The following is a 25,320-nucleotide window of genomic DNA, read 5'->3' on the forward strand; positions in this document are numbered from 1 at the left end:
CGCCCCGTCCGCCGTCCACGGCCGGACCGGCGCCCGGCCTTTCGTCCTAGGCCGACAGGCCCAGGTCCCCCAGCGCCGCGCCCAGCCGCCGCAGCCCCTCCGCGATCTCGTCCGGCGTCTGTGTGACGAAGCACAGCCGCATCGTGGCGCGGTCGGGCTCACCGGCGTGGAAGGGGGCGCCGGGCACGTACGCCACGTCGTGCCGGACCACCTCGGGCAGCAGGGCCGTGGTGTCGTACCGCTCCGGCAGCCGCGCCCACAGGAACATGCCGCCCTCGGGAGTGGTCCACACCGACCCCGTCGGCAGCGCGTCCGCCAGGCCCGCGAGCATGGCGTCCCGGCGTTCCCGGTAGGCGGCGGCGACGCGGGCGACGTGGGCGTCCAGGTCGCTGTCGGCCAGGTACCGGGCGGCGGCGAGCTGGTTCACGGTCGGGGTGTGCAGGTCGGCGGCCTGCTTGGCGACCGCGCAGGCCCGGCGCAGCTCGGCGGGCGCCCGCAGCCAGCCCAGGCGCAGGCCGGGCGCCATCACCTTGGAGAAGGAGCCCAGCAGCACGGTGCGGTCCCGGGCCCCCTCGTAGGAGGCGATCCACGGCACCCGCTCGCCCTCGAAGCGCAGCTCCCCGTACGGGTCGTCCTCGACGATCCACAGCCCGCACCGGCCGGCGACCTCGGCGACGGCGGCACGGCGGGCGGCGGGCATGGTGCGGCCGGTCGGGTTCGAGAAGGTGGGCACGGTGTAGAGCAGCTTGGGCCGCTCGCGCGCCACCAGCTCCTCCAGCGCCACGGGGTCCGGCCCGTCCTGGTCACCGGGCACGGCGACCACGCGGGCGCCCGCGAAGCCGAAGGCCTGGAGGGCGGCCAGGTAGCAGGGGCTCTCGACGAGGACCGTGTCGCCGGGTTCGACCAGGGCGGTGGCGAGCAGGGACAGTGCCTGCTGCGAGCCGGTGGTGACGAGGATGTCGTCGGCGTCGGTGGCCAGCCCGCGCACCGAGGTACGGGCGGCGAGCGCGGCCCGCAGGACGGGCTCGCCCTCGGTGGTGGAGTACTGCAGCGCCTGCGCGGGCGCCTCGGCGAGGACGGCCCGGTACGCGGCGGCGATGCCCTCCGCGTCGAACAGCGAGGGGGCCGGCAGCCCGCCCGCGAAGTTGATCACCTCGGGGCGGGCGGTGACGGCGAGGATGTCCCGTACCGGCGAACCGCCGATCGACCGGGCCCGCGCGGCGAGCGGCGGCAGCGGTGCGGTGGCGGTGGGAGCGGCGTCCTGAGTCACTGTCATGGCCGCAGCCTAGGGAAGTATGTGCCCTCTACAGGGACGTTTCCGTGATGCGGACACGGGGGCGGGTCAGGTCCCCTCGACCCGCTCCCAGGCGTGGCTGCCGAGCGGATACGCGTAGTAGGACGCGTCCTTGGACGCGCTGGTGCGGAACGGCTTGCCGTGGTCGTCGATGCGCAGGGTGCCCTGCCGCTCGCCGCTCGACCACTCCAGCTCCAGGTACCAGCTGACGTCGTGGCCGCTGGTGTGCGCCTTGACGTGGAACACCTCGGGGTCGGACTCGGTGACCTTGTACGGGAAGTCCCGCTGCCCCGCGACCGGCATCGCCAGCGGGGTGCCCAGGTCCAGCGAGACGTCGAAGGACGCGGTGTCCACCCCGCCGCCGCAGCCGTTGCCCATCACGTACTGGTTCCAGTCCAGCGCCGGCTTGCTGCTCACCACGCGCACGTGCAGGTCCTCGAGGACCACGGTCTCCTCGCCGGTGCCCTGCACGGCGAGGGCGACCGTCTGCCGGTTCGCGGAGACCGCGCCGTAGGCGGTGGCCCAGCCGACCGCGTCCTGCTGCGGGGGTGGGGGCAGCACGTTCTGCGGGCTGCGGTCGACCAGGAAGGCGTGGTCGCAGGGCACGTCCCAGTAGTACGGGGTGGTCGCCACGGTGAGCGCCGGGCCACTGGCGGGGGCGGGGCGGCTGGGCGCGGCCGTGCTCTCGCGCGCCGCGGGCGCCGAGGAGGATGCGGAGGAGGACGGCGACGGGGAGGCGGACGCCGAGGCGGAGGCGCTCGCGCTCGGCGACGCCGGCCGGGTGGCGGTCCCGGACACCTGGGCGGAGGCCGACACGGTGGCCCCGACGGCCCCGGCCGGACCGCGCTGCCCGCCGTCGCCGTCGCCCGGCACGAGGTTCGCCACGAGCGCCACGGCACCGGCGATGACGACGACACCGGTCGCGGCGTACAGGGCGGTGCGGTGCCGCCGACGGCGCGAGGGAGCGGGGCGCTCCGGTGCGGAGGGGGCGTCCAGGGTGTAGGAGGAGGTCGGTGCGGTCCCGGCCCCGGCCCCGGACACCGCCCCCGGCCCAGAGACGGACGCCGCCCCGGAAACCGACCCCGGCCCAGAGACGGACGCCGCCCCCGAGACCGACCCCGGCCCAGAGGCAGACCCCTGCCCGGTGGTGGGCGCCGTCCCGGAAACCGACCCCGGCCCAGAGACGGACGCCGCCCCCGAGACCGACCCCGGCCCGGAGGCGGGCCCCTGCCCGGTGGTGGGCGCCTGTTCCGGTGCGGACGCCTCTCCGGGGGCCGACGCCGCGGGCGCTGACGACGCGTCCGGCGGGCCGCTCCCCTCCCCCGCGGGCGCCGCCGCGCTGTCCGCCTCGGCGGCGTCCCCGGCCGCCGCTTCCGCCGGGGGCGCCTGGCGCCCGGGGTCCTCCCCCTTCTTCACGCCGCGCAGCGCATCCGCGCGGATCCACCGGCGATGGAGTTCGAGCAGCTCCTCGGGGGTCGCCCGGCACACCCGGGCCAGCCGCTCGACGGGCGCGAACTCGACGGGTACGACCTCCCCGCTGACGTACCGATGCACAGTGGACGCGCTCATGTGCAGCCGCTTGCCCAACGCCCCGTAGCTGAGCCCGGAACGCTCCTTGAGCTCCTGCAGCAGTCCCGCGAAGTCGTCCCCCGCCACCGTCTCTCCCTCTCCCGCATCCCCGCACCGCGTCCCAGAGGGACACCGTTTCCCCAGGTCAGAGCCGTTCCCGGCATCCCATTGTCCCGCATGCCGCGGCACGGCTGGCGCACGGGACGACTCGGACCCCAAGCTGTGGTCATCCAAGCAGCCGCTCCCGGCGAACGGTCGAGCGGCTCACCCAACTTCCATCGAAACGGGGCCCCTTCATGTCTGCACGCACCACCCGTACCCGCCTGTTCGCCGCCACCACGATCGCCCTGGCCGCGCTCGCCCTGACGGCCTGTGAGGGCGGTTCGGACACGGGCGCCGAGAGCGGCCCGTCCACCTCCGCGACGGCCACGGGCCAGAACACCCCGTCCGCCGGCGCCTCCGCCTCCACGGGCGGCGACAAGGGCTCGTCCGGTACGACGACGGGCTCGGGCACGGACACCCACGGCTCCACCGGCTCCTCCGGATCCACCGGCTCCTCGGGCTCCGGCGGCAAGGACGCCTCCTCCGGCTCGGCCGGCGGCAACAGCGGCTCCGGCGCCCAGGGCAGCGACGCCGAGGACGACATGCCCGGCGAGTGCTCCGCGTCCGACGTGAAGATCACCGCGCAGAAGCTGTCCCGCCCCCTCAACCACCTGCTGCTGACCGCCACCAACACCGGCTCGAAGACGTGCATGCTGCCCCCGTATCCGGCGGCCCGCTTCGGCGAGGCCCAGGCGGTGCCGCCGGTCGCGGAGGCCACCAAGCCGCAGTCGCTGACCGGAGTCGCACCCGGCGAGTCCGGCTACGCCGGGGTGGTCCTGTCGGCCGGCGACGGCAGCGGCGAGAACGGCTACGAGACGAACACCCTCACGATCCCCTTCGAGGACGGCTCCATCGCCACGGTCGCCCTGCCCGCCGGCGGCGTGTACGTCGACACCGCGTTGACGGTCACCTACTGGCAGACCGACGTGGACGCGGCCGTCGGGTACTGAAGAGGTGCCCGCACCCCCTGCGCGAAGCACCGGGGGAGGTCGCTCAGCGCAGGGTGCGAGCGACCTCGGTGGCCCAGTAGGTCAGGATGTTGCGCGCGCCGGCCCGCTTGATGCCGGTGAGCGTCTCCAGGATGGCCCGGTCGCGGTCGATCCAGCCCTTCTCGGCGGCGGCCTCGATCATCGAGTACTCGCCGGAGATCTGGTAGGCGGCAACGGGCACGTCCACGGCCTCGGCGACCTTGGCCAGGATGTCGAGGTAGGGGCCGGCCGGCTTGACCATCACCATGTCGGCGCCCTCCTCCAGGTCGAGCGCCAGCTCCCGCATCGACTCGCGCACGTTGGCGCCGTCCTGCTGGTAGGTCTTGCGGTCGCCCTTGAGCGAGGATCCGACCGCCTCGCGGAAGGGCCCGTAGAAGGCGGAGGCGTACTTCGCGGTGTAGGCGAGGATGGCGACATCCTCCCGCCCGATCTGGTCGAGGGCGTCGCGGACGACCCCGATCTGGCCGTCCATCATCCCGCTGGGACCGACCACATGGGCGCCGGCGTCGGCCTGGACCTGGGCCATCTCGGCGTACCGCTCGAGGGTGGCGTCGTTGTCGACCCGGCCCTGGTCGTCGAGCACACCGCAGTGCCCGTGGTCGGTGAACTCGTCGAGGCACAGGTCGGACATGACGAGCAGCTCGTCCCCGACCTCGGCCCGCACGTCCCGCAGGGCGACCTGGAGGATCCCGTCCGGGTCGGTCCCGACCGTCCCGGCGGCGTCCTTCTTGGCCTCCTCCGGCACGCCGAACAGCATGATCCCGGAGATCCCGGCCTCGACCGCCTCGGCGGCGGCCTTCTTCAGGCTGTCCCGGGTGTGCTGCACGACCCCGGGCATCGCCGCGATCGGCACCGGCTCGCTCACGCCCTCCCGCACGAAGGCGGGCAGGATCAGGTCGGCGGGATGCAGTCGCGTCTCGGCGACCATCCGACGCATGACGGGAGTGGTCCGCAGCCGCCGGGGCCGGGTGCCGGGAAAGGATCCGTACGTCGTCATACCACCTACGCTACGCCCGCCCCCGCCATGCCTTTGCCGACGCGGAGTCGGCCCCGGAACCCTTGACCTCGACCAAACTTGAGCTTCTACGGTCGGTGCCATGGACTACTCGCACAGCGACGCCGAACTCATCCAACAGCCCGTCGGCTACTGGACCTGGGCGGCCTACAAGGCCGTCGTCACCCGCACCCGGGTGGCCCTCGCCGAGATCGGCACGACCCAGCCCCAGTGGTGGGCCCTCAACCAGGTCGCCCGCGCGGACACCCCGAAGACCCGCGCCGAGGTCTCCCGCATCCTGCGCGGCTACCTCGACACGGGCGCGGACACCATGGAGGCGGAGATCGACGCGACCGTCACCGCCGGCTGGATCACCGAGCACCCCGACGGCCGCCTGACCCTCACGACCGAGGGCCGCGCCTTCTACGAGAAGGCGGCCGCCCTCCAGACCGACCTGTGGACGCAACGCCACTCGGGAATCTCCGACGAGGAGTACCTGACCACCATGAAGGTCCTCCAGCGCCTCATCCACAACACGGGAGGCCAGGCCTGGCACCACTGACCCGCCCTTCGTCCCGGGGCCCTCGTCCCCGGGACGCGGACGGCGGAACCAATCACCGGCGCGGGATGTCCGAACAGATGTGGCGGCCTTCCTCTTCCTGACCCTGGCCCTCGCGCCGTTCCTGACGCCGTTCGTCGTCCTGGGCACCGCGGGGGTGCTCGCCGTGCGGGCGTGGCACTGGGAACCGGAGAAGGGCCTGCGCATGCCCGGCGCCGTGTCGTGCGGTCTGCTGGCCGTGCTGGCCGGATCGGCGGCCCTGGGCGCCTACGCGTACGGCGTGAACCAGGGCTTCTACATCCTGGATCCCGACCAGATGTGCGCCGCCGCCGGAGCGCCGGGCGATCACGTGGTGACCCGGATGACGCTGCCGGTCAGCGCGCAGTGCGTCACGCCGGACGGCGTGGGCACCGAGCTGGTGCCCGGCTGGGTGAACCCGGTCGTCGTCACCGGCCTGACGGTCCTCGTGCTCGCCCTCGCCGCCGCCGTCGCCTCGCCACTGCTGAGGGCACGGGCGCGGCCGCACGACCGTGAGGGACAATCCGAAGGCCCCCGCCCGTGCCGCGGCGGAGGCACTGGGCTCACAGGAGAGGGCTGACATGCGACTGCGCTGCGCCGTGCTCGACGACTTCCAGGACGTCGCCACCACCGTCGCCGACTGGAGCCCCGTCGGCGACCGGGTGGAGGTCACCGCCTTCACCGAGCACTTCGCCACCGAGGACGAACTGGCCGAGGCCCTCGCGGACTTCGACATCGCGGTGACCCTGCGCGAGCGCGTCCCGTTCCCCGCCTCCCTCCTCGACCGGCTCCCCCGGCTGAAGCTGATCGTCGCGTCCGGCATGCGCAACTCCGTCATCGACTACCCGGCCGCCGAGCGGAACGGCGTCACGGTCTGCGGCACGCAGAGCTCCCCCACCCCGCCGGTGGAACTGACCTGGGCGCTCCTCCTCGGACTGTCCCGCGGCATCGTGACGGAGAACAACGCCCTGCGTGCGGGCGGCCCGTGGCAGTCGACGGTCGGCGCGGACCTGCACGGCCGCCGCCTCGGCCTGCTCGGACTGGGCAAGATCGGCAGCAGGGTGGCGCGGGTGGGCCTCGCCTTCGGGATGGAGGTCACGGCCTGGAGCCCTCACCTCACCAAGGAGCGCACGGACGAGGTGGGCGCCGAACTGGCGCCCTCGAAGGAGGAGCTGCTCCGCACCAGCGACTTCGTCTCGCTCCACCTGGTACTGGGCGAGACCACCCGAGGCATCCTGGGCGCCCCCGAACTGGCCCTGCTGAAGCCGACCGCCTACCTGATCAACACCTCCCGCTCGGCACTCGTCGACCAGGACGCACTGCTCACCGCCCTGCACGAGGCCCGCATCGCGGGCGCGGCGGTCGACGTCTTCGACAGCGAACCCCTGCCCGCCGACGACCCGATGCGCACCGCGCCCCGCCTCCTGGCCACCCCGCACCTCGGCTACGTCTCCCACCTCAACTACCGCACGTACTACGGCCAGGCGGTGGAAGCCATCGACGCCTACCTCGCCGGCACCCCGATCCGCCGCCTCGGCTGAACCCCCTCGGGGAGGTCACCCGGGCGGGGGCGCCTTGGCGAGGGTGCAGACGCCGTCCGCGCACCGGCGCTCCAGACGGCCGCGGGACACGGTCTGCGCCAGACCGACCATCCAGCAGGTGGGGCAGCCCCGAAACGCGATCAGGGCCAACGGGGCCGCCAGCAGGGTGGCGGGGCCGGCGACGGGCACCAGGGCGATCGAGCCGATGATCAGCCCGAAGCCGATGGCGCCGCGCGCCAGGTGACGCGGGACGGACTTGCTCGCGAAGTTCCTCTCGGACGCCGGGGACTGTGCCGGCCTCACGGTCATGACTCTCCTCCGACTGGTGGGTCGATCACTTGATCGATGACTGGATCGGTCGCCGCCAGTGAGTGACGCAGCGCCGCGCGGGCCCGGTGCAGCCGCGACTTCATCGCGGCGTTGCTGAGCCCGAGCGCATGGGCGACGGCCCTGCCGGGCAGGCCCTGGACGTCCCGCATGATCAGCACCTGGCGCTGATCACGGGGAAGGGCGCCGACCGCCGCCGCGACCCGCTCCACCTCCAGCCTGCGCAGCACCGCGTCCTCGGCGGACGGTTCCGCGGCACCCTCCGGTCCGGCCGGCGCCTCGTCGCCCCGCGGGACGAGCAGCCGTACCTGACGGAGGCATTCGTTGCGCACGATCCGGAACATCCACGAGGCGAGCGCGCCGGTGGCCCGCAAGGTGCCGATCTTCCGGTAGAGGATGATCAGCGCCTCCTGCGCCGCGTCCTCCGCATCCTGCGGCGACGCGCACAGCGACAGCGCGAACTTGCGCACATGGGGCTGCGATTCCATGACGACGGTGGTGAGCGACGTGACGTCACCGTCCTGAGCGGCCTTGATCAGCCGCTCGTCCGGCCAGCGGAAGCGCCGGTTCATCCGCTCCCCCCACCGGGATGCACCCCGCGCGCCGGCACGGGTCAGCTTCCGCTCTTGTAGCGCCGCATCAGGTGCCACCCGCACGCGCCCACGAGCAGGGCTCCGATCACTACGAGTCCGGTGACCATCATCGGTGTCTCCTCCCGGTTCCGCCGGCCCGTTCGGCCGGTACGCAGACAAGAGGCCGGGAGGCCCGGAAAGGATTCACCTTCTCGCAACGAGCGATGGCGGGACGCGCACAGCACGTCCCGCCACCACCTCACGCCTACGACCTCAGGTCGAGGACCGCCGCCTCCGTGCCCCCGGCCGCCGCTCGCTCGGCCGCGTCACCGGATCGCCGGCGTCCTGCGCCGCCGCGCGGCGGCGCAGGCCGAAGTCGGCCAGGGCCTCCGCCAGCTTGTGGACGGAAGGCTCCGGAGCCATGACGTCCACGCGCAGCCCGTGCTCCTCAGCGGTCTTGGCCGTCGCCGGGCCGATGCAGGCGATCACCGTCACGTTGTGCGGCTTGCCCGCGATACCGACCAGGTTCCGCACCGTGGACGACGACGTGAACAGCACCGCGTCGAAGCCACCGCCCTTGATCGCCTCGCGGGTCGTGGCCGGCGGCGGCGAGGCGCGCACCGTGCGGTAGGCGGTGACGTCGTCGACCTCCCAGCCCAGCTCGATCAGCCCAGCCACCAGGGTCTCGGTGGCGATGTCGGCCCGGGGCAGGAAGACCCGGTCGATCGGGTCGAAGACCGGGTCGTAGGGCGGCCAGTCCTCCAGCAGACCCGCCGCCGACTGCTCGCCGCTCGGCACCAGGTCCGGCTTCACGCCGAAGGCGATCAGCGCCTTGGCGGTCTGCTCGCCCACCGCGGCGACCTTGATGCCCGCGAAGGCACGGGCGTCGAGCCCGTACTCCTCGAACTTCTCCCGGACCGCCTTCACCGCGTTGACCGAGGTGAACGCGATCCACTCGTAGCGGCCCGTCACCAGGCCCTTGACCGCCCGCTCCATCTGCTGCGGGGTGCGCGGGGGCTCCACCGCGATGGTCGGCACCTCGTGCGGGACGGCCCCGTACGACCTCAGCTGGTCGGAGAGCGACGCCGCCTGCTCCTTCGTGCGCGGCACGAGGACCTTCCAGCCGAACAGCGGCTTGGACTCGAACCACGACAGCTGGTCGCGCCGGGCGGTGGCACTGCGCTCGCCGACCACGGCTATCACCGGGCGGCCGCCGTCCGGGGACGGCAGCACCTTGGCCTGCTTCAGCGTCTGCGCGACCGTGCCGAGCGTCGCCGTCCAGGTGCGCTGCCGCGTCGTCGTACCGGCGATGGTCACCGTCAGCGGGGTGTCCGGCTTGCGGCCGGCCGACACCAGCTCACCGGCGGCCGCGGCCACCGAGTCCAGCGTCGTCGACACCACGACCGTCCCGTCGGAGGCGCCCACCTCGGTCCAGCAGCGGTCCGACGCCGTACGGGCGTCCACGAACCGCACGTCGGCACCCTCGGCGTCCCGCAGCGGCACCCCGGCGTACGCGGGCACGCCGACGGCGTTCGCGATGCCGGGGACGACCTCGAAGGGCACCCCGGCCGCGGCGCACGCGAGCATCTCCTCGGCGGCGTACGTGTCGAGCCCGGGGTCCCCGGTCACCGCACGCACGACCCGCCTGCCGCCCCGCGCGGCCTCCATGACAAGATGTGCGGCATCCCGCACGGCGGGGACACCGACGGCCGTTGACGACCCGTCAACAACCGTCAGCTGGGGCGTGCCTGCGCCCGGATCCGACGGATCGGCATCCGTGTGCACCTCGGCGACGCCCTGCTTCGCGTGCGTCCGTACGACGTCGAGCACCTCGTGCTCGGCGACGAGGACGTCCGCGTTGGCCAGCGCCTCCACGGCGCGCAGAGTCAGCAGTCCCGGATCTCCGGGTCCGGCACCGAGGAAGGTGACGTGCCCGTGTTCCGGACAGGCGGGAAAGGCGGTGGGGCTCAATGTGCTCGCTCCCCCATCAGACCGGCCGCGCCCTGGGCGAGCATCTCGGTGGCGAGTTCGCGACCGAGTGCCAGTGCCGCATCGTGCGTCTGGGGCACGGGACCGGTGGTGGACAGCTGCACCAGCGTCGAGCCGTCGGTCGTGCCGACGACGCCGCGCAGGCGCATTTCCTTGACAGTCTGCCCGTCGGCCAGGAGGTCGGCCAGCGCGCCCACAGGGGCGCTGCAGCCGGCCTCCAGGGCGGCGAGCAGTGACCGCTCGGCCGTCACGGCGACCCGCGTGAGCGGGTCGTCGAGCTCGGCGAGCGCGGCGATCAGCGCAGCGTTGTCCGCGGCGCACTCGATCGCCAGGGCCCCCTGGCCGGGGGCGGGCAGAACCGTGTCGACCGACAGGAAGTCGGTCACCTCGTCGATGCGTCCGACCCGGTTCAGTCCGGCGGCGGCCAGCACGACGGCGTCGAGCTCACCGCTGCGGACGTATCCGATGCGGGTGTCGACGTTGCCCCGGATCGGGACCGTCTCGATCTCCAGTCCGTGGGCGCGGGCGTACGCGTTCAGCTGTGCCATGCGACGCGGCGCGCCCGTGCCTATGCGGGCCCCGCTGGGCAGGTCGGTGAACTTCCGCGCGTCCCGGGCGACGATGACGTCCCGCGGGTCCTCGCGCACGGGGGTGGCCGCCAGGACCAGGCCCTCGTGCTCCGCGGTGGGGAGGTCCTTGAGCGAATGAACCGCGAAGTCCACGTCACCCCGCAGCAGGGCCTCGCGCAGCGCGGCGACGAACACGCCCGTGCCGCCGATCTGGGCCAGGTGCTCGCGGGACGTGTCGCCGTACGTGGTGATCTCGACGAGCTCCACAGGCCGTCCGGTCACCTGGCTCACGGCATCCGCCACCTGCCCGGACTGGGCCATGGCGAGCTTGCTGCGCCTCGTCCCCAGTCTCAGTGCCTTCTCAGTCATGCCGGCCCTCGGTTCTTCTCAGTGCTGTTCTCGGTCCGCGAGACGGAGGCCACCGTCTCCTGGTCGAGGTCGAACAGGGTGCGCAGCGCGTCCGCGTACCCGGCGCCGCCGGGCTCGGCGGCGAGCTGCTTGACCCGGACCGTCGGCGCGTGCAGCAGCTTGTCGACCACACGCTTGACGGTCTGGGTGATCTCGGCGCGGTGCTTGTCGTCCAGACCCGGCAGCCGCCCCTCCAGCCGGGCGATCTCACCGGCGACGACGTCGGCGGCCATGCTGCGCAGCGCGACGACGGTCGGCGTGATGTGCGCGGCCCGCTGGGCGGCGCCGAAGGCCGCGACCTCGTCGCCGACGATCCGGCGGACCATGTCGACGTCGGCGGCCATCGGCGCGTCGGCCGACGCCTCGGCGAGCGACTCGATGTCCACCAGGCGCACCCCGGCCAGCCGGTGCACGGCGGCGTCGATGTCGCGCGGCATGGCGAGGTCGAGCAGGAAGAGCACGGGCTGCGGGCGCGGCACCTCGGCGACCGGCTCGGGGCGGCGGCGCTCGGGGATCCGGCCGACACTCGCGGCCGTCGCGGCCAGCGCGCTGATCAGCTCGGCGTCCGTCCCGGCGCCCGGACGCCCGGTCTCGCGCGGCCGGTCCACGGCCGTACCGCCGGCGGCCCAGGCTCCGTGCTGCTCCAGCGTCGCCGCGTCCATGCCGGCCACGGCGGCCTCCCCCATGACGGAGAAGCCGGTCGGCACGGAGGCCAGGTCCAGCGGGCAGTTCTCGTCGGCACCGGCGGAGGCACCCGGCAGAGGCGTTTCGGCACGCTCCGGTACGGCGGTGGGACCGGCGTCCGCGGCCGGACGGGCGCCGTCGGTCGCGGCCACGGCCGCGGGCGCGCCGGTGCGGCCCTCCATCGTCGCCGCCACGGCGTCGGCCGTGAGGACCAGCCCGGTCGCCCCGGTACAGGAGACGGCCACGTCGGCACGTGTCAGCTCGGCCGGCACCGCGTCCATCGGTACCGCGCGGGCCAGCACGTCCGTGTCGTCGCCCTCGGAGAGGATCTCGGCGAGCCGCTCGGCCCGCTCGAAGGTGCGGTTGGCGACCACGATCTCGGCGATCCCGGCCCGGGCCAGCGTGGCGGCGGCCAGCGAGGACATCGAGCCGGCGCCGATGACCAGCGCCCTCTTGCCCCGCGCCCAGGTCTGGACGTCGGCTCCCGCGGCGAGCTGCTCCAGGCCGAAGGTGACCAGGGACTGCCCGGCGCGGTCGATGCCGGTCTCGGAGTGGGCGCGCTTGCCGACCCGGAGCGCCTGCTGGAACAGGTCGTTGAGGAGCCGTCCGGCGGTGTGCAAGTCCTGGGCGCGTGCCAGGGAGTCCTTTATCTGGCCGAGGATCTGACCCTCGCCGACCACCATCGAGTCCAGCCCGCAGGCCACCGAGAACAGGTGGTGGACGGCCCGGTCCTCGTAGTGCACATAAAGATAAGGAGTGAGCTCGTCCAGGCCGACCCCGCTGTGCTGGGCCAGCAGCGTGGACAGCTCGGCGACACCGGCGTGGAACTTGTCCACGTCGGCGTACAGCTCGATGCGGTTGCAGGTGGCCAGCAGCGCGGCCTCGGCGGCCGGTTCGGCCGCGACGGTGTCCTGCAGCAGCTTGCACTGCGCGTCCGCGTGCAGCGAGGCCCGCTCCAGGACGCTGACGGGGGCACTGCGGTGGCTCAGCCCGACGACGAGGAGGCTCATGCCGGCATCACGGCGGGCACGTCCCCGTCGGGTCCCTGGTCGGCGGAGGGCTGCTGCTTGCGGGCGACGGCGGGCGGCACGGCACCGGCGTCGGCCGCGGCCTCCTCACCGGCCTTGCGCTGCTCGTGGAAGGCGAGGATCTGCAGCTCGATGGAGAGGTCGACCTTGCGCACGTCGACGCCCTCGGGGACGTTCAGCACGGTCGGCGCGAAGTTCAGGATGGAGGTGACACCGGCGGCCACGAGCCGGTCACAGACCTGCTGGGCGGCACCGGCGGGGGTCGCGATCACACCGATCGAGACACCGTCGTCCTGGATGATCTTCTCCAGCTCGTCGGTGTGCTGCACGGGGATGCCCGCGACGGGCTTTCCGGCCATCTGCGGGTCGGCGTCGATGAGCGCGGCGACGCGGAAACCGCGGGACGCGAACCCACCGTAGTTGGCGAGCGCGGCGCCGAGGTTACCGATACCGACGATCACTACCGGCCAGTCCTGGGTCAGCCCGAGTTCACGCGAGATCTGGTAGACGAGATACTCGACGTCGTAACCGACACCCCGGGTCCCGTAGGAGCCGAGGTAGGAGAAGTCCTTGCGCAGCTTCGCGGAGTTGACTCCCGCCGCGGCCGCCAGCTCCTCGGAGGAGACCGTGGGCACCGAGCGCTCCGACAGTGCGGTGAGGGCTCGGAGGTACAGCGGAAGCCTGGCGACGGTGGCCTCGGGAATCCCTCGGCTGCGGGTCGCCGGTCGGTGTGTTCGGCCAGTTGCCACGGTGCTCCTGCGGGTAGAGCGGGGCTGTAGGCGGTCATACGTCCCTACATGACCGCCCCGTCGAATGCAGGCTATGTCTTTGTGAACGCGTGCACAAAGATGGTGTCCGATTTGCCCGGCCAACGTGACCGGGGTCACGCGCCCCCGGCGCACGAACAGGGAACCGGCGCACTCGCACCTGCGTTCCTCTCCCATCGGGGGCAAAGCCGCTCACGCTCCTCACGATCAACGCCCCCGAGACCATGTCGCCATCGATCCTAAGCGACCATCCGGACTACTTGTACTGCTCGGTCAGTGCCCTGCGCAGGCGCTCCTCGTTCACACGCCAGAAGGTGTGCTGCCTGCCGTCGACCAGGACGACCGGGATCTGCTCCCAGTACTGGTCGTGGAGCCGGCGGTCCTCGGTGATGTCCTTCCCCTCCCAGGGGACACCGAGTTCGGCACACACCTTCTCGACGACGAGCTGTGCGTCATCACACAGATGACAGCCGGGTTTGCGGATGAGGGTGACGAGATGGTTCTCGGAGTGCGGAGGGGATGGCGGGTTCTCGGCGGTCTCGGGGGCCCCGGGCGCCTGCGGGGCCCTGCGGCGGAAGAGGGGACTCATGTCCGCCATTCTCGCGCGGCCCCGACCGGACGCGGGCCCTCCGCCGGCGAGGGGACCGCCTGCGCGACCGGCAACCCGACGCGCCCGCCCGCCCGGCCCTTTAACGACACGGTCGCCCAGAGTTCACAGCGCCCCAACCTCTCGAGTCCGAAGCCTCCGAACAAACTGGCTATGCTCACGGGCATGGCCGCTCTCGGATGGCTCACTCCCCGTAGGCGCTCCGCCACGGCGCGGAGCGTGTTGGCAGGCGAGGCCTCGGCGGAGGCCGCCCGCAAGTCCACGCAGGACCTTCCCGAAGCCGCCCCGGGCGGGGAACCGGAGTTCCCCGTCCACGGTGACGACCGCGCCGCCGCCTTCTTCGACCTCGACAACACCGTGATGCAGGGTGCCGCGCTCTTCCACTTCGGCCGGGGCCTCTACAAGCGGAAGTTCTTCGAGACCCGCGACCTCGCCCGGTTCGCCTGGCAGCAGGCATGGTTCCGGCTCGCCGGCATCGAGGACCCGGAGCACATGCAGGACGCCCGCGACTCGGCGCTGTCGATCGTCAAGGGCCACCGCGTCTCCGAGCTGAAGTCGATCGGCGAGGAGATCTACGACGAGTACATGGCCGAGCGGATCTGGCCCGGCACCCGGGCACTGGCCCAGGCCCACCTCGACGCCGGCCAGAAGGTCTGGCTGGTCACGGCCGCCCCGGTGGAGATCGCCCAGGTGATCGCCCGCCGCCTGGGCCTGACCGGTGCGCTCGGCACGGTGGCCGAGTCGATCGGCGGCGTCTACACGGGCAAGCTGGTCGGCGAGCCGCTGCACGGCCCCGCCAAGGCGGAGGCGGTACGGGCACTGGCGGCGGCCGAGGGCCTGGACCTGTCCCGCTGCGCCGCCTACAGCGACTCCCACAACGACATCCCGATGCTGTCGCTGGTCGGCCATCCGTACGCGATCAATCCCGACGCCAAACTGCGCAAGCACGCCCGCGAGCTGGAGTGGCGGCTGCGCGACTACCGCACGGGCCGCAAGGCGGCCAAGGTCGGCATCCCGGCCGCCGCGGGCGTCGGCGCGGTGGCGGGCGGCACGGCGGCGGCCATCGCGCTGCACCGCCGCCGTCGCTGACCGGCCCCCGGCACCGGCGGCGCGGCGCCGCCAATCGGTCGGACCTACCCCCGGAGGGCCCTCTTCAGTCCTCTTCTGTCACATCGAGCACAACACGCACTGTAGTCACCAGGAACCCGAACCGTTTCGGTCATCAAGTGATCAATGTTCCGCACCTGACCGGGCGTCAATCGGCTACAGAAGCGACGTAATCGATGATTTGAGCAACTGGGCGTAGCAGCACCTGTACGAAGCGTTATTCTCCTCAGACGCAATCCGGTACCCCACCTTCGCTACGACGGGTGAATGGTTCCGTACTGCACGTGATGGAAGCTCTGCCTCTGGGAGTCCCGTGTACCCACACGTCGGGGTTGACGCCTCGGGCCTGGCTACGCTGCGCGCAACGGTCAAATCAGCCCAGGACCTGTTGCGCGTCTTCGTCCCCACCGCGTATGCCGTCCCCGCCCTCGCCGCGGCCACCGCCCCCGTCGGCCGGTGCTATGCACTGGCCGAGGGCAGCGCCGCCGTCGGCAGACGGGCGCGGTCGTCCTCGTCCGGGGCCGCCGCCACCCACCGCCGCCCCGCCGCGGACAGCGACAGCGCCCGCATGATGGACCTGGTCGAACGGGCCCAGGCCGGCGAGGCGGACGCGTTCGGGCGGCTCTACGACCAGTACAGCGACACTGTCTATCGCTACATCTACTACCGCGTCGGCGGCAAGGCGACCGCCGAGGACCTGACCAGCGAGACCTTCCTGCGGGCCCTCAGGCGCATCGGCACCTTCACCTGGCAGGGGCGCGACTTCGGCGCCTGGCTCGTGACCATCGCCCGCAACCTCGTCGCCGACCACTTCAAGTCCAGCCGCTTCCGGCTGGAGGTCACCACCGGCGAGATGCTCGACGCCAACGAGGTCGAGCGGTCCCCCGAGGACTCCGTCCTCGAATCCCTCTCCAACGCCGCCCTCCTCGACGCCGTACGGCGGCTCAACCCGCAGCAGCAGGAGTGCGTCACCCTGCGCTTCCTCCAGGGCCTCTCGGTCGCCGAGACCGCCCGCGTCATGGGCAAGAACGAGGGCGCCATCAAGACCCTCCAGTACCGGGCCGTCCGCACCCTCGCCCGACTGCTGCCGGACGACGCCCGCTGAGCCCCCGGCGCCCCCGAGGCGTCGCCACCCTCCGCATTCCCCAAGTCACCGTCAGTGAAAGTCGGTTGGGACCACGGCCCGGTCCTCCGTCGTCCGTAACCCAAGTGCCGCGCCGCTCGTTGTGCGGGATGCAGGCTCCCTGTGGTCACTCCCCGACCGGCTCCCACCACACGCGGGTGTGGTTCCGTCCGGGGCGTGCAACCCTCAGGACCCCCTGGGGAGTCGACCGTCATGACGAGAGGAGGTGCCGCCAGTGATCGCGAACGTATCGGCGCACCGGCGGGCGAACGCCTTCGCCCAGGCTCTGGAGGAGCAGTCCGATCCCGGGGCGGCGGCCGAGCAGTCCGAAGGACCGGCACCCGCCGGGGCCGTCGCGGAACAGACCGAGCAGGGACGTCTGCTGTCCCTCGCCGCCGGCCTGGAAACGCTGCCCCGGCCGGAGCTGGATCCCGAGGTCAAGGTCGTCCAGCGGGCCCAACTGGTGGCCGCGTTCGAGGCCATGATGCAGGAGGGCACCGCGGGCGGCGGGGCGACGGACCCTTCGGTGCCCGAGCAGCGCCGGGCCCGTGGCGCCCATCGGGCGACCCCACTGGGAAAGTTCCGGCCGCGGTCCCGGCTGGCCAAGGGCCTCACCGCGGGCGGACTGAGCGTGAGTGTCGCCGCCGGAGCCTTCGGCGGAGTCGCCGCTGCCAGTTCGGACGCGCTGCCCGGTGACTCGCTCTACGGCCTCAAGCGCGGCATAGAGGACTTCCGGCTCGGACTCGCCGACGGCGACGACGAACGCGGCCGGGCCTACCTCGACCTGGCATCCACCCGGCTGAACGAGGCACGTCGCCTCATGGAGCGCGGCCGCAGCGGCCCCCTCGACCACGAGGACCTCGGCGAGATCCGCCGCGCCCTGTCCGGCATGCGGCACGACGCGTCCGAAGGCCACCGCCTGCTCAGCGCGGCCTACGCCCGCGACCCCGACTCCCTGGGCCCCATGCAGGCGCTCTCCGCCTTCTCCCGCTCGCACCGGGAGACCTGGGGCGCCCTGCGCGAACGGCTGCCCGTGCAGCTCGGGGACGTCAGCGAAGAGGTGTCGTCGGTGTTCGACGCCATAGAGGACGACGTCGCCCCGCTGGAGTCCCTGCTGCCGAAGTCACCGGCCCAGGAGGGCACCCCCGGCGACGACGGGCGACCGAGCGGTTCCGGCCCGGCGACCACCGACACGCCCGGCACCGGACGCTCCACGTCCCCCGGCACCGGCAGCGGCGGCCCGTCCGACGGCGCACGCACCGGCAGTGGCGGCCCCAGCGAGTCCGCCCCCTCCGGCACCACCGACGACGGCCTGCTCGGCGGCGGTTCCGGCGGCCTGCTCGACCCGCCGAAGGCCAGCGGCAGCGCCGCCTCCCCGTCCCCCGGGGCCACCACACCACCCCCGAAGCCGGACGTCACCCTGCCGCCCCTGCTCCCCGGCCTGCTGCCCGGCCTGGGCATCCACGGCGAGGACGCGGACTGACCCGGTGGGGTGCCCCATCACAAGGGGCACCCCACCGCCGCACTCAGAAGAACACCGACCGCCGCTGCACCAGCAACTTGTAGAGCGTGTGCTGGATCTGCTCCCTGACCTGGTCCGTCAGGTTGAACATCAGCATCGGATCCTCGGCCGCCTCCGGCGGATAACCGTCCGTGGGAATCGGCTCACCGAACTGGATCGTCCACTTCGTCGGCAACGGCACCGCACCCAGCGGGCCGAGCCACGGAAACGTCGGCGTCAGCGGGAAGTACGGGAACCCCAGCAACCGCGCCAGGGTCTTCGCGTTCCCGATCATCGGATAGATCTCCTCCGCCCCGACGATCGAGCACGGAATGATCGGCGCGCCCTGCCGCAGCGCCGTCGACACGAAGCCGCCACGCCCGAAGCGCTGCAGCTTGTAGCGCTCGCTGAACGGCTTGCCGATGCCCTTGAACCCCTCCGGCATCACCCCGACCAGCTCCCCCTGGGCCAGCAACCGCTCCGCGTCCTCCGCACACGCCAGCGTGTGGCCGAGCTTGCGGGCCAGCTCGTTCACCACCGGCAGCACGAACACCAGGTCCGCCGCCAGAAGCCGCAGATGCCGGTCGGCCGGATGGTGGTCGTGCACGGCGACCTGCATCATCAGACCGTCCAGCGGCAGCGTCCCGGAGTGGTTGGCGACGATCAGCGCGCCACCCTCCGCCGGGATGTTCTCCACGCCCTTCACATCGACCCGGAAGTACTTCTCGTACATCGGCCGCAGCAGCGACATCAGCACCTGGTCGGTGAGTTCGGCGTCGTAGCCGAAGTCGTCGACCTCGTAGTCGCCGGTGAGACGGCGCCGCAGGAAGGCCAGGCCCGCCGCGACACGCCGTTCGAGGCCACCGTCCGCGTCCTGCGCCCGCGCCTGGCCGCCGTCGGACCCCGGCGACCCGCCGGGCACGGGACCGTCGTCCCGCGCCGCCCCGCGGACGGGCAACGGCTGCACCTCGCGCACCGGCACGGACTCCGCCGCGCCGCCCTTGCGCCGGCTCCCCCCGCCGCGGCGCCGCGCCGGGCGCTGTCCCCCACTCCCGCCGCTCCCGCGGGACCGGTCGTCGTCGAATGGAATGACCTTGGCGTCCGCCATCGTTGCTGCGCTCCTCAGTTGGCGCTCTGCGTCGGGAGGTGGCCGCTGCCCCGCAGGGACAGCTCTGCGATCCGGTCGACGGCCCCCGCGAGGGCCTCCGGCGGCAGCAGCCCGGGACCGCGGCCGCGCACGAAGTCCGCGAACGTCCCGGCCGTCGTGTACTTCGGCCGGAACCCCAGGGTCTCGCGCATCTGTGTGGTGTCCACGACCCGCCCGTGGGTGAGCAGCCGGATCTGCTCGGGGGAGAAGTCCGTCATCCCCAGCGTACGCACGAGGGAGCCCGCCCAGGTGACCGCCGGAAGCAGCAACGGCACCGTGGGGCGCCCCAGCCGGCGCGAGCACTGGGAGAGCAGCAGGACGCCGTCGCCGGCGATGTTGAAGGTGCCGCTGTTCAGGGTGCCGCGCCGCGGCTCGTGCGAGGCGGTCCGCAGCACCTCGATCACGTCGTCCTCGTGCACGAACTGCAGCCGCGGGTCGTAGCCGAACACCGTCGGCAGCACCGGCAGCCCGAAGTACGACGCGAGGGGCGTGTCCGCGCTCCGGCCCAGGATGTTGGCGAATCGCAGCACGCACACCGCGACGTCCGGCCGGCGGCGCGCGAAGCCCCGCACATACCCCTCGACCTCCACGGCGTCCTTGGCGAATCCGCCGCTGGGCAGCGACTTGGGCGCGGTGGTCTCCGTACAGACGGCCGGGTCTCGCGGCGCGGAACCGTAGACGTTCGTACTGGACTTGACCACGAGCCGCTTCACGGTCGGCGACTTCTGGCAGGCGCCGAGCAGCTGCATCGTGCCGATGACGTTGGTCTCCTTGACCGACGTGCGGCTGCCGCTGCCCAGCGGGGTGCCCGTGACGTCCATGTGGACGACCGTGTCCGCGCCCGTCTCGGCCAGCACCCGCCCGATGGCCGACTGCCGGATGTCGGCCTGGACGAAGTCGGCGCCGCCCAGATGGTGCTCCGGCGCGACGGCGTCCACGGCCACGACCCGGTCCACGTCGGGATCACGCTGGATCCGCCGGACGAACCGGCCTCCCAGCGGACGGGCCACCCCGGTCACGAGCACGACCTTGCCCAAGATCAGCGCCTTCCTCTCGCCCTACTCCGTACCCTGCCGCGTTCCCGCCTGCGGGCCAACTTAGCCGGTCGGTGTTGCGCTGTGATGACCGTCGGATGCAGCACGTGACGGGAATTCGCGCTCGCCCGGCCTCGAGGATCCCGGCAGGATCCCGGGATACGACTGTGGCCCCCCACCGAATCGGTGGGGGGCCACAGAACACGCTGACGGCGCAGCGTCGCTTACTTCTTGTTGCGACGCTGAACGCGCGTGCGCTTGAGCAGCTTGCGGTGCTTCTTCTTGGCCATCCGCTTGCGCCGCTTCTTGATAACAGAGCCCACGACTACCCTCGCTCACTTCTCATCACTCGGTTGTTTGGGCGCCATGGGCCCACACGACCTACGAGGGGCTAGCCTACCCGCCCGAGCGCTGAGGTCGTAATCGAGGTCGTCAGGCCGTTTCCACCCCCACATAGCTCTCGCGGAGGTACTCGTGAACCGCTTGCTCCGGGACGCGGAACGACCGTCCCACCCGGATCGCGGGCAGATGACCGCTGTGCACCAACCGGTACACGGTCATCTTGGACACGCGCATCACCGAGGCGACCTCCGCCACGGTAAGGAACTGAACCTCGTTCAGAGGCCTTTCGCCAGCTGCAGCCATGACACACCTGAACCTTCCGCACTCGACGGCCACCGGCTTCCCCTTCCGGTGACTCTTCGTCGCTGCGTGCTCACTCCCCAATGTAGGTGCGGGTGATGCGAATGGGGAAGAGGTGCACGCATCGGCGTCCTACTGGGACAGACACGCCCGATTGAGTACGTAGCGGGTGAGCGGCCGGTAGTACTCGGGCCGCACACCGTCATCAAGCGGAACGGCGACGGACACCAACCCCTCGGCCTCCCCCACGAAGAGCGCGGGATCGTTCGTATCGCCCGGCCCGATGGCCTCGAACCCCAGCTGACCTGCTCCGCAGACCCAGCCGTGGTCCCCGATCACCAACTCGGGAAGCGGCCCGCCGGCGTCGGCCGCCACAGCCAGCGCGGTCCGAACCGGGAGCGGCGAGTGCGTGTGTGCGCCGGGCTCACAACCGGGGCGTTCCGCGCCGGCTTCCCGCACCAACGCGACTCCCCGGACGTACTCGAGGTTGTAGGTGCGTAGACCGAACCGGGTCGTCATGTCGACACAGTGACCCTGCGCCGGGGTGAGGACAGCACATCCCGCCGCCGACAGGGCGTCTGCCAGGGCGACGTAGAAACCGAGCAGCCGATGCGGGTGCCCGGTGCCGAGAAGGACCGGAGCGCGACGCTCGGCCACCGCGGCCAGGCGCCCGGCGAAGGCGTCCAGAGCGGTCAGCGTCCGCTCGGGGTCGATCACATCCTGGCCCGAAGTATGCCGCGGGTCGGCCGAAACACCACACCTGCGCGCCATCAGCCCGAGCAGTTCCCGCTGCCCCCAGTCGCCCTCCGGATCGATCCCGATCAGCACCCGCGGATCCCGGGCGGCGAACAACCGGTAACTCCGCAGACTCGCCTCCCGAGAAGTGGCCACCACACCGGCAAGACGAACATCCAGAAGATGAGCCCGAAGAGCTCCACGGCTCAACACCCGCACGATCCTGCCGGACCCACCCACGCCCGAACCCGAGATCCCCACAATCTCCCCACGGACGGCGTAACCGCTGTCATGCCGCCCAAGCCGCTGGTCGCCTCGTCGCCCCCGCACAGCCGCGGGCAGCTGCCCCGCCCAGCTGCGGGCAGTCGTGCCTCCCCCGGTGCCTGAACGGCCTGGGAGGTGCCCCCAGGGGCGGCACGGGTGGGCGGTGGGAGTCCCCCCGCTCGAGCGGAGCCGAGAGTGGGGGGCACCCCGGCAGCGCCAGGCCACGCGACCCACCCCCGCCTTGCACCGGCACCGGCACCGGCACGGCAGCCAAGGCAACAGCCGGCCGGCTCACCCGCCCCGCACGCCGGAAGAAACCGTCACGCCAACAACCCCCGCAACGGAAACACCGCCCGCCGCGCCGCCACCACCGCCTGATCCAAGCGATCCGCAGGGTCGTACCCCGCCTCCCACGACGCCCACGCCACCGGCCACCGCCCATCAGTCATCCGCATCGGCCCCAACTGCCGCGTCCGCGCGAACACCTCCTGCCGCCACCCCTCCGGAATCACCGTCTCCGGCTCCACCGGCCGCCCCGCCGCGATCCCCACCAGATGCGTCCACGACCGCGGCACCACCTCCACCACCGCGTAGCCACCCCCGCCCAGCGCCACCCACCGCCCCTCGGCGTACTCGTGCGCCAGGTCGTGACAGGCCACCTGCACGGCCCGCTGCGCGTCCAGCGACACCGCCAGATGCGCCAGCGGATCCTCGAAGTGCGTATCGGCCCCGTGCTGCGTCACCAGCACCTGCGGCCGGAAGTCCGCGATCAGCTCCGGCACCACCGCGTGGAACGCCCGCAGCCACCCCGCGTCCCCGGTCCCCGCGGGCAGCGCGACGTTCGCGGCCGACCCCTCCGCACAGTCGGCCCCGGTCTCCTCCGGCCACCCCGTCTGCGGAAACAGGGACCGCGGATGCTCGTGCAGCGAGATCGTCAGAACCCGAGGATCCTCCCAGAACGCCGCCTGCACCCCGTCCCCGTGATGCACGTCCACGTCCACGTACGCGACCCGCTCGGCCCCCAGCTCCAGCAGCCGCGCGATCGCCAGCGCCGCGTCGTTGTAGACGCAGAACCCCGACGCCGCCCCCGGCATCGCATGGTGCAGCCCGCCCGCGAAGTTCACCGCGTGCAGCGCGTCCCCGCGCCACACCGCCTCCGCCGCGCCCACCGACTGTCCGGCGATCAGCGCGGACACCTCGTGCATCCCCGCGAACGCCGGATCGTCGATCGTCCCGAGCCCGTACGACCCGTCCGCCGCACCCGGATCAGCCGAGGCCGCCTTCACGGCGTCGATGTAGTCCTCCCGGTGGACGAGCCGCAGCGTCGACTCCCCCGCCGCCTTGGCCGCGACGACCTCCACCTCCCGGTCGAGCCCCAGGGCACCGACCAGTCCTCGCGTCAGGGCGAGCCGGACCGGGTCCATCGGATGGTCCGGACCGAAGTCATAGCCCGTTACTGCCTCGTCCCACATCAGCTGTGCGCGGCCGCTCATGCCCGCCACCGTATCGGTCCGGTTGAGCCTCGAACGACCGGGCGTACACCAGTGTCACCAGCACCAACACCATCGGCACGAGCATGGCACCGCGGTAGCTCCAGGCGTCCCCGAGCGCCCCCACCAACGGCGAACCGATCAGGAAACCGACGTAGTTGAAGACGTTGAGCCGCGCCACCGCCGCATCAGACGCCCCGGGGAACAAACGCCCCGCCGCCGCGAACGTCTGCGGCACCAGCACACACAACCCCAGTCCCAGCAGCGTGAACCCGAGCATCCCGGCCCAGGCCCCCGGCGCCACGGCCACCACCGCGAACCCGCCCGCCGCGACGACCGCCCCGGCCCGCACCACCGCGACGGCCCCCAGCTGCCGCACCCCGAAGTCCCCGACCGCCCGCCCCACCAGCGTCGTCACCATGTACACGTTGTACGGAACGGTCGCCATCTGCTCCGAACCACCCAGCACGTCCTGGAGGTACTTCGCGCTCCAGTTGGAGACCGTCGAGTCCCCGATGTACGCGAACGTCATCACCAGACACAGCGGCAACAGCACCTTGAAGCCGACGCCCGCACCACCGCCCCCGCTCACCGGCGCCTCCGCCCCGGCGTCGGTCCGCTCCCCGTCGACGTACCACCGACTGCCCACCAGCGCGGCCGGCAACAGCACCGCCACGGCCGGGAGATACGACACCCACAGCGCCAGCTCCCAGTGCGCCCCCACCCACGCCAGCGAGGCCCCCAGGATCCCGCCCAGACTGTAGGCGGCGTGGAACCCGAGCATGATGCTCCGCCGGTACGCCCGCTGGAGGCTCACCCCGAGCATGTTCATCGAGGCGTCCAGCGCCCCCACCGCCAGCCCGAACGCCGCCAGGGCCACGGCCAGCCCCGCCATCGCGTCCCCCGCGCCGACGCCCAGCAGCGCCAGCAGCACCACGGGCTGGGACCAGCGCAGCACCCGACTGGGCCGCACCCGCCGCACCAGCCGCTCCGTCACCACGCTCCCCACACCGGCGAGGATCGGGACCGCGGCCAGGAAGACCGGCAGCAGCGCATCCGAGATGCCGTACCGGTCCTGGATGGCCGGGATGCGCGTCACGAGCAGAGCGAAGGCGACACCCTGCGCGAAGAAGCCGAACGCCAACGAGGCCCTGCCGCGCCGCAGCACATCTGTCATGGCGGCGAGCGTAGGGCCCGGGCTTACTGGTGGGTAGATCCCGCCAAAGATGAATTCCCCTCAACTTCGCCGAGTTCGACGAACGCCGTGCCCCACACCCCGGTGAACCTGAGCTCCGCCCGCCGGAACGCCGGCGACTCCCGACGCAGCCTTTCCCACGCGGCCTCACGCCGGGCGTCCCCCGTCCCGAAACTGAGCAGCAGCCCGGCGAGGCGCACCAGGAGGATGAGCACGGGCAGCCCGTTCACCTCGCGGCGCCCCCGGTAGAAGCAACCGTCCGGAGCTACGCATGACACATGTCAGCGCGGGCCCCTGCCTCGGGTCATACGAGCAGGTCGGTCAACTCCCCCATGTCACCGAAGAGTCGAGTGGCCCCGGCGAGCTTCGCGGCGGGCGTCATCCCGGTGAACCCGTACACGTCCATCCCGGCCGCGACCGCCGCCTGCACACCGAGCGCACTGTCCTCGATCACCACGCACCGCTCGGGGGCGACACCCATCCGTTCGGCCGCGTGCAGGAAGAGATCGGGCGCCGGCTTGCCCCGGCCCACATCCTCGGAACTGAAGATCCGCGCCTCGTCGAACCACCGGTCCAGCCCGGTCCTCCGGTGCCCCACCCGGATCCGCTCATGGCTCCCGGAAGAGGCCACGCAGTACGGCACCTCGTCCGCGGCGAGCTTCTCCAGCACACCGACGACCCCGGGAACGGGCTGCAGGTCCTGCTCGAAGGCCGCGAACACCCGTCCGTGGAAGACGTCGTCGAAGTGCTCCGGAAGCCGCCGGCCGGACCGCTCCAGGATCAGATCGTGGACCCGGTGCATCGCGGCCCCCATGTAGTCGCGCAACGACTCGTCGTACGAGGTCGGGTGCCCCAGCTCGGTCAGATAGGCCGCCAGCAGCCGATTGGAGATCGGCTCACTGTCGACGAGGACACCGTCATTGTCGAAGACAATCAGTTCGTAGCGCATACAACGACCCTAAACGCAGAAAACCCCGCACCGTAAGGTGCGGGGTTTTCCCAAAAATTGTTCGGCGGCGTCCTACTCTCCCACAGGGTCCCCCCTGCAGTACCATCGGCGCTGAA

The 25,320-nt window shown here is 72.2% G+C and carries 25 protein-coding genes; 7 read left to right on the forward strand and 18 right to left on the reverse strand.

Annotated elements, in window-relative coordinates; translation table 11 throughout:
• Positions 1-46 precede the first annotated feature (46 nt).
• Complete coding sequence (locus IEZ05_RS35205) at positions 47-1,276, reverse strand: aminotransferase-like domain-containing protein (protein ID WP_189234400.1); 1,230 nt, start codon at positions 1,274-1,276, stop codon at positions 47-49.
• 66 nt (positions 1,277-1,342) lie between these two features.
• Complete coding sequence (locus IEZ05_RS35210) at positions 1,343-2,950, reverse strand: helix-turn-helix domain-containing protein (RefSeq protein ID WP_189234401.1); 1,608 nt, start codon at positions 2,948-2,950, stop codon at positions 1,343-1,345.
• A 209-nt stretch (positions 2,951-3,159) separates the two neighbouring features.
• Between IEZ05_RS35210 and IEZ05_RS35215 the strand changes: the two genes are divergently transcribed.
• The gene (locus IEZ05_RS35215; protein ID WP_189234402.1) at positions 3,160-3,915 is read left to right on the forward strand and encodes a DUF4232 domain-containing protein; all 756 of its coding nucleotides are present in this window, start codon (positions 3,160-3,162) and stop codon (positions 3,913-3,915) included.
• Between the two features lie 43 nt (positions 3,916-3,958).
• Here IEZ05_RS35215 and hemB read toward each other — a convergent pair whose 3' ends face one another.
• Positions 3,959-4,951, reverse strand: a complete 993-nt coding sequence (hemB, locus tag IEZ05_RS35220) for a porphobilinogen synthase (protein ID WP_189234403.1) — start codon at positions 4,949-4,951, stop codon at positions 3,959-3,961.
• Between the two features lie 100 nt (positions 4,952-5,051).
• Here hemB and IEZ05_RS35225 point away from each other — a divergent pair, with 100 nt between their 5' ends.
• From IEZ05_RS35225 to IEZ05_RS35235, 3 genes are all read left to right on the forward strand, one after another.
• Entirely contained in the window at positions 5,052-5,510 is a 459-nt protein-coding gene (locus IEZ05_RS35225) for a MarR family winged helix-turn-helix transcriptional regulator (protein WP_189234404.1), read from the forward strand.
• Positions 5,511-5,589: 79 nt separating this feature from the next.
• The gene (locus IEZ05_RS35230; protein WP_229870000.1) at positions 5,590-6,105 is read left to right on the forward strand and encodes a hypothetical protein; all 516 of its coding nucleotides are present in this window, start codon (positions 5,590-5,592) and stop codon (positions 6,103-6,105) included.
• A gap of 1 nt (position 6,106) precedes the next feature.
• Positions 6,107-7,066 (forward strand): D-2-hydroxyacid dehydrogenase family protein, encoded by a 960-nt coding sequence (locus IEZ05_RS35235; RefSeq protein WP_189234405.1) that lies wholly within the window; start codon positions 6,107-6,109, stop codon positions 7,064-7,066.
• Between the two features lie 15 nt (positions 7,067-7,081).
• Here the strand turns inward: IEZ05_RS35235 and IEZ05_RS35240 are convergent, their stop codons facing one another.
• From IEZ05_RS35240 to IEZ05_RS35270, 7 genes are all read right to left on the reverse strand, one after another.
• Entirely contained in the window at positions 7,082-7,375 is a 294-nt protein-coding gene (locus IEZ05_RS35240) for a hypothetical protein (RefSeq protein WP_189234406.1), read from the reverse strand.
• The gene (locus IEZ05_RS35245; RefSeq protein ID WP_189234407.1) at positions 7,372-7,965 is read right to left on the reverse strand and encodes an RNA polymerase sigma factor; all 594 of its coding nucleotides are present in this window, start codon (positions 7,963-7,965) and stop codon (positions 7,372-7,374) included. Before IEZ05_RS35245 ends, IEZ05_RS35240 begins: the two co-directional genes overlap by 4 nt.
• A 273-nt stretch (positions 7,966-8,238) precedes the next feature.
• On the reverse strand, positions 8,239-9,936 hold the full coding sequence (locus IEZ05_RS35250; RefSeq protein ID WP_189234408.1) for a bifunctional uroporphyrinogen-III C-methyltransferase/uroporphyrinogen-III synthase: 1,698 nt from the start codon (positions 9,934-9,936) through the stop codon (positions 8,239-8,241).
• On the reverse strand, positions 9,933-10,892 hold the full coding sequence (gene hemC / locus IEZ05_RS35255; protein WP_189234409.1) for a hydroxymethylbilane synthase: 960 nt from the start codon (positions 10,890-10,892) through the stop codon (positions 9,933-9,935). Before hemC ends, IEZ05_RS35250 begins: the two co-directional genes overlap by 4 nt.
• The gene (locus tag IEZ05_RS35260) at positions 10,889-12,625 is read right to left on the reverse strand and encodes a glutamyl-tRNA reductase (RefSeq protein WP_189234410.1); all 1,737 of its coding nucleotides are present in this window, start codon (positions 12,623-12,625) and stop codon (positions 10,889-10,891) included. Before IEZ05_RS35260 ends, hemC begins: the two co-directional genes overlap by 4 nt.
• Positions 12,622-13,392 (reverse strand): redox-sensing transcriptional repressor Rex, encoded by a 771-nt coding sequence (locus tag IEZ05_RS35265; protein ID WP_189234411.1) that lies wholly within the window; start codon positions 13,390-13,392, stop codon positions 12,622-12,624. Before IEZ05_RS35265 ends, IEZ05_RS35260 begins: the two co-directional genes overlap by 4 nt.
• 274 nt (positions 13,393-13,666) lie before the next feature.
• Positions 13,667-14,008: a glutaredoxin family protein gene (locus IEZ05_RS35270; protein ID WP_189234412.1), complete on the reverse strand. Its 342-nt coding sequence runs from the start codon at positions 14,006-14,008 to the stop codon at positions 13,667-13,669.
• A gap of 174 nt (positions 14,009-14,182) precedes the next feature.
• Here IEZ05_RS35270 and IEZ05_RS35275 point away from each other — a divergent pair, with 174 nt between their 5' ends.
• The 3 genes from IEZ05_RS35275 to IEZ05_RS35285 all read left to right on the forward strand — a co-directional run bounded on the left by IEZ05_RS35275 (position 14,183) and on the right by IEZ05_RS35285 (position 17,730).
• A complete protein-coding gene (locus tag IEZ05_RS35275) occupies positions 14,183-15,106 on the forward strand; it encodes an HAD family hydrolase (protein ID WP_189234413.1) in 924 nt (307 codons plus the stop codon).
• A gap of 331 nt (positions 15,107-15,437) precedes the next feature.
• Positions 15,438-16,229, forward strand: a complete 792-nt coding sequence (locus tag IEZ05_RS35280) for an ECF subfamily RNA polymerase sigma factor, BldN family (protein ID WP_189234414.1) — start codon at positions 15,438-15,440, stop codon at positions 16,227-16,229.
• A gap of 253 nt (positions 16,230-16,482) precedes the next feature.
• Entirely contained in the window at positions 16,483-17,730 is a 1,248-nt protein-coding gene (locus tag IEZ05_RS35285) for a DUF5667 domain-containing protein (protein ID WP_189234415.1), read from the forward strand.
• Positions 17,731-17,773: 43 nt separating this feature from the next.
• Here the strand turns inward: IEZ05_RS35285 and IEZ05_RS35290 are convergent, their stop codons facing one another.
• The 8 genes from IEZ05_RS35290 to IEZ05_RS35325 all read right to left on the reverse strand — a co-directional run bounded on the left by IEZ05_RS35290 (position 17,774) and on the right by IEZ05_RS35325 (position 25,204).
• Complete coding sequence (locus IEZ05_RS35290) at positions 17,774-18,856, reverse strand: lysophospholipid acyltransferase family protein (protein ID WP_189234416.1); 1,083 nt, start codon at positions 18,854-18,856, stop codon at positions 17,774-17,776.
• Between the two features lie 14 nt (positions 18,857-18,870).
• Entirely contained in the window at positions 18,871-19,932 is a 1,062-nt protein-coding gene (locus IEZ05_RS35295) for an NAD-dependent epimerase/dehydratase family protein (RefSeq protein ID WP_189234417.1), read from the reverse strand.
• A 221-nt stretch (positions 19,933-20,153) separates the two neighbouring features.
• Positions 20,154-20,252: a 30S ribosomal protein bS22 gene (locus IEZ05_RS35300; RefSeq protein ID WP_003948845.1), complete on the reverse strand. Its 99-nt coding sequence runs from the start codon at positions 20,250-20,252 to the stop codon at positions 20,154-20,156.
• A 109-nt stretch (positions 20,253-20,361) separates the two neighbouring features.
• Positions 20,362-20,574, reverse strand: coding sequence for a helix-turn-helix domain-containing protein (locus IEZ05_RS35305; protein ID WP_004984898.1), 213 nt, complete (start codon positions 20,572-20,574; stop codon positions 20,362-20,364).
• 129 nt (positions 20,575-20,703) lie between these two features.
• Complete coding sequence (locus IEZ05_RS35310) at positions 20,704-21,519, reverse strand: phosphatase (protein WP_189234418.1); 816 nt, start codon at positions 21,517-21,519, stop codon at positions 20,704-20,706.
• A 371-nt stretch (positions 21,520-21,890) separates the two neighbouring features.
• Positions 21,891-23,063, reverse strand: coding sequence for an acetoin utilization protein AcuC (locus tag IEZ05_RS35315; RefSeq protein WP_189234419.1), 1,173 nt, complete (start codon positions 23,061-23,063; stop codon positions 21,891-21,893).
• Complete coding sequence (locus IEZ05_RS35320) at positions 23,014-24,237, reverse strand: MFS transporter (protein WP_189234420.1); 1,224 nt, start codon at positions 24,235-24,237, stop codon at positions 23,014-23,016. The genes IEZ05_RS35315 and IEZ05_RS35320 overlap by 50 nt, the downstream gene beginning before the upstream one ends.
• Before the next feature lie 322 nt (positions 24,238-24,559).
• Entirely contained in the window at positions 24,560-25,204 is a 645-nt protein-coding gene (locus tag IEZ05_RS35325) for an HAD family hydrolase (RefSeq protein WP_189234421.1), read from the reverse strand.
• Positions 25,205-25,320: the final 116 nt, after the last annotated feature.

This window comes from Streptomyces flaveolus (genome assembly GCF_014648815.1).
Classification (GTDB): Bacteria; Actinomycetota; Actinomycetes; order Streptomycetales; family Streptomycetaceae; genus Streptomyces; species Streptomyces flaveolus.